This is a genomic window from Leptolyngbya sp. CCNP1308 (assembly GCF_034932455.1).
In the GTDB taxonomy this organism is placed as follows: Bacteria; Cyanobacteriota; Cyanobacteriia; order Phormidesmidales; family Phormidesmidaceae; genus Nodosilinea.
Genome location: NZ_JAYGIH010000126.1, coordinates 1 through 4,166 on the forward strand (window position 1 = coordinate 1; position 4,166 = coordinate 4,166).

The window sequence follows — 4,166 nt, forward strand, 5'->3', positions numbered from 1 at the left end:
ACAGCAGGTGGCCCAGGCCCTAGAGCAGGTGGCCCAGCGCCCCGCCGACCTGGTGGCCCGCTACGGCGGCGAAGAGTTTGTCCTGGTGCTGCCCGACACTGACCAAGCCGGGGCCGAGGCGATCGCCTCAGCCATTCAGCAGGCCCTTGTGGAGCTAGCTCTCTACCACGGGGCCTCACCCCTAGGCCAGCGCATTACTCTCAGCCTGGGTATTGCCAGCGTCATTCCAACGGCAGATCAGAAAGCTCAAACCTTGATTGACCAAGCCGATGCTGCGCTCTACAGCGCTAAGCAGCAGGGGCGCGATCGCTACTGCCTAGCATCCGCCGATTCATAGCGGTCAAGCCACATATACCTTTTCCCAAGCCCAACCAGAGATGGCTTCCCAGGGGAAGACTAAGGAAAGCTGAGGCCCCAGCGTCTGGGAATAGCTCCGGCTCACGCCGCATAGTGCCCCGGCTAGTTGCCCGCGCCTCAAAGCAGCATCACAATCTTTCTCGGCAGCTCTTTCATGAAACGTTCCAAAATTTGTCCTGCGCAGCGCTGAACAACTACCACACAGCTGCGCAGGGTCTCATTTGGGTAGGGGTGGGGTAAGCCAGATCGTCTAGTTGCGCGATCAGGCAACTACTCACGGCAACCAAAAATCTATTCTTGGCGCCCGCCCGTTACCGGATCAATGCCCAGTTCTTTGCAGTCGCGGTTTGGGTCGAGAGTGCTGCCCTGGGGCAGGGTGGGCGGCAAAGTTGGGCATTTCTGAGGTCGGCCTCGAAGAGGTCGGCATTGCTGAGGTCGGCATTGCTGAGGTCGGTCTCACTGAGGTCAGCTTTTGCCAGTGGAGCTCGATACAATGGGCGGCAGTTTCCAAACACCCGCTCAGTCAAATATTGCCCTAACCAAGGATACTGTCGTGTTTCGCGGCATCCTTCCACTAAATCAATGACAGCCTCTCTTTCGCCATATATACCTTCATCGTTCAGTCTTGCAAAGTCTTGTTTAATACCTGCCTCCCGCAGGTTATATTCCACAACGCCAAGAACGAGTGCAGATGGAATAATGAGCCAGCTGACTGTTTTCAGCCGATTGATTAAGCTTTGCCGAATGCTGGTCTGAATAAACGAACTGGCAAGAATAGATAATGGGAACTCAGCGGTATGTTGTTTGCGAAACTGCTTAGCTTCGATCAGCAGCAGTCCCTGCAACAGATAGCCTGATTTTCGTTGTTGAGAGTTCCACTCTTCTGCCGCCAGCTCAATCTTCCGCTGCTGCCTTAATAAGTCACGGTTCTCGTCTAGCCACTGCCGCAGCTGAGGCCAGTTGCGAATCAGAGCCTCGTGGGCAACATCCACGATCGCCACCCGCTCCTGATTACCCTTACTAATCAGCTCACTCGTCACCACCAAGTTGGCATTGGCCAGCGCTTGTACCACCTCATTAACCAGCGGTTCAGGGTGCTTAGCGGTCACCAGGCTGCTTTGGGCCACGCGACGGCGGGTGTCTTCGGTGCCTTCGCCGAGCTGGGTCAGGTTCAAAAAGATGTGGCGGGCAGTGGCCTGCTGCTCGGGGCTAAAGCCGTCGTAGACTTCATTGGCGCGCTGCTTTAGGCTGCCGGTCACACCGCCGAGCTGGGTGTAGGTTTTGAGCTGTAGGGTGTTGTCTTGGCGGCGATTCCACAGTTCCCGCAGGGTGTATTGCAGTAGAGGCAGCCCCCCAGGCGACGTTTCCACATCGTTGAGCAGTGTGGTCACCAGCTCCGGTTCCAGGCTCAGACCCACCTGCTGGGCGGGTTTCTCAATCGCCTGGGTAAGTTCGGCCCGGCCCATGGGTTTGACTGCAACCAGATGGTCTTGCACCTGCTGGGCCAGGCCGCTGTAGTTTTGCTCAAAACAGCGCCCCACAAAGTCGGCCCGCATAGCAATAATCAAACAAAGCCTGTCGCCGCAGCACTCTACAGCACCGAGCAGGGTAGCGAAAAAGGTTTCTCGCTCCGCAGCACTTTGGCAGAGGGTAAAGACCTCCTCAAACTGATCGACCACGAGCACTACGCGGGCCGCGGCGGTGGTCTGCACCAAACGGCGCAGGCCGTCAGCGCCTTCCTTAATTAGGGCTTCGGCTTTGCCCTGCTGCTCGGCCCGCTCGATGTGGGGGCTACTCTGGTCAACAAAGGCAGTGGCCAGGTTTTGACAAGGGCTATCTCCCGGCAGCATTAGGTGAATAGCCCACTGGTCACTGCCAAAGATGCGTCGCCCCTGCTGGAGCTGATACAGCAGCCCGGCCCGCAGCACAGACGATTTGCCGCTGCCAGAAGCCCCCGTAATCGCCAGAAAGTTGTCAGTGCGCACGTGGTCGAGTAGTTCGTCCGTCAGCGCCTGGCGACCATAGAAGTAGCTGGGGTCGTCGCTGTTCCAGTCAAAAAAAGACAGACCTTTGTAGGGGCAAATACCGGTGGTTTCAATCGCTGTTGTGGCTTCGGCGGCCGGGCTCCAACGGCGGGTGAGGTTGATCGGCTCCCCAGAGTTGTTGCAGGTCGGGGTTTGGAGTTCTCGCTTCAGGGTTTCAGTAATAAAGTCGGTCAACGAGAGGTTGGTGACCCAGCGCTCTGAGCTCGACTTTATCCAATCAAGCGGCATGGCAAAGTAACTCCGTCCAGGTGTCGAAGATAGTGCGAGGGACTTTAACGTACTCAAGGTCATCCCGTGATGTCTGGAAAAGTCGGGAAGCCCACAAATAGCGGCGAACAAAGGCCAAGGCATCGGCGAAGGTCGGGTGTTGCTTCGTGTACCAGGCCGTATGAGGCAGGGAGAACGTAAATTGGGGGTGCAGGCGCTGGGTGAGGAGCACGACCAGCGAGAACAGGGCCAATAGGGCAGGAGTCGTGCGTTGGATCGCTAAGTCAGGCCACTGCCGCTGAGTTTCAACCCCCAAATGAGCCCGCACCTCCTGGAAGGTAACTTCGACTTGCCAGCGTTGCCGAAACTAGAGCAAGACTTGGGCGGGTGTGGCCTCGAGATCAGTACAGAGAAAGGCCTGAGGCTCCAACTTGCCCAGGGGGTCACGGACTAAGACCCAACGAATGGGGACAGGGGGAAGTCCAGTGTGATACCACACCGCCCTTTGGGAAACCCACTCTAAGGTGTAGGTGTGCTGACCATACCAGCCCTCCAGGGTAAGGGACTGCCAGCGGGTGGTGGACTCCTCCAACCGGGTTTTTAGGGTGGGTAGGCGTTGCCCGACTTTGCGAGGACGGCCGATGGTGTGGGCGTCCCGAGGCGGAGCGGGTTTATAAAGGGCGGCATCTAAGCGCAGTCGAGTGACGACGTGAACAGGATGGGGGAGATGGCTCACCGACGCCAAAAAGTCTAGAGCGGCGAAGCTGCTGTCGGCCACCACCACAATGGGCCGATTTCCTAACCAACGTCGCACTTGAACCAGCATCTGTCTAGCCCAATCGGTTAGCGCTTTGTGCCGTCGCCCTTGGGTTTGGTTGTAGCGCTCTGACGGGGCCAGTACGGTCAAAAAGGGCAAGGCCCAGACGCGCTGTGCCCACGGAATCGGCACCAACAGCATTAAACTGAGCCAACGCAATCCACTGGTCTTGACGAAATGCTCTTGGCTCGAACGCACTGGGTCCCGGTAGATACCCCGCGCTGCAATCCGCTTTCCCCACCGTCGTTCGATGGTGTCATCGAGACCCATCACGATGACACCGTCAGCGGCAAAGGTTTTAACCAAAATACTCAACAAGATTCGACTGGCCTGCCGAGACGACCAAACAGCACGATTCAGCACCCGGTGATAACGCTGAAACTGAGGTTCGTTGGCTAACCCCATCACCCACAAAATCTGGCTTACTGTACGTTTACCAGGGGCCAACAGGGTTCCTATCACCAGCGTCAACGCGTGAGGCCATACCCGCTGGGAAAACAGCGGCGCAAACGCTATCATCATCACCATAAATTCCATCACAGCAAGTTCCTCAGACCCTCATCTAAATTCTGCTTGCTGCTTTTCTTTTGGGATCAAAATGGATAAAGTCGAGCTTAGAGGGTGTTTGAAAAGTCCGATGGGGTCAAAAATCATGCCAATCGCCTGACCATGATCCGTATCATGGCAAGGTAGATGAGGGTTTCTGACGTTTCCGGTAGCCGTTCGTAGTCTCGCACCAA

3 protein-coding genes and 1 pseudogene are annotated in these 4,166 nt (G+C 56.8%); 1 reads left to right on the forward strand and 3 read right to left on the reverse strand.

Going from position 1 to position 4,166, the window contains the following annotated elements; genetic code table 11:
* Positions 1-337 (forward strand): GGDEF domain-containing protein (locus tag VB780_RS31195; RefSeq protein ID WP_323355089.1); only part of this gene is annotated, 337 nt, incomplete at its 5' end.
* Positions 338-668: 331 nt separating this feature from the next.
* Here VB780_RS31195 and VB780_RS31200 read toward each other — a convergent pair.
* The 3 genes and pseudogenes from VB780_RS31200 to VB780_RS31210 form a co-directional block, all read right to left on the reverse strand.
* Positions 669-2,630 (reverse strand): AAA family ATPase, encoded by a 1,962-nt coding sequence (locus VB780_RS31200; RefSeq protein ID WP_323355090.1) that lies wholly within the window; start codon positions 2,628-2,630, stop codon positions 669-671.
* Between the two features lie 346 nt (positions 2,631-2,976).
* On the reverse strand, positions 2,977-3,963 hold the full coding sequence (locus tag VB780_RS31205; RefSeq protein WP_323355091.1) for a transposase: 987 nt from the start codon (positions 3,961-3,963) through the stop codon (positions 2,977-2,979).
* Positions 3,964-4,082: 119 nt separating this feature from the next.
* Positions 4,083-4,166 (reverse strand): annotated as a pseudogene (locus VB780_RS31210) (IS5/IS1182 family transposase); the annotation flags it as partial.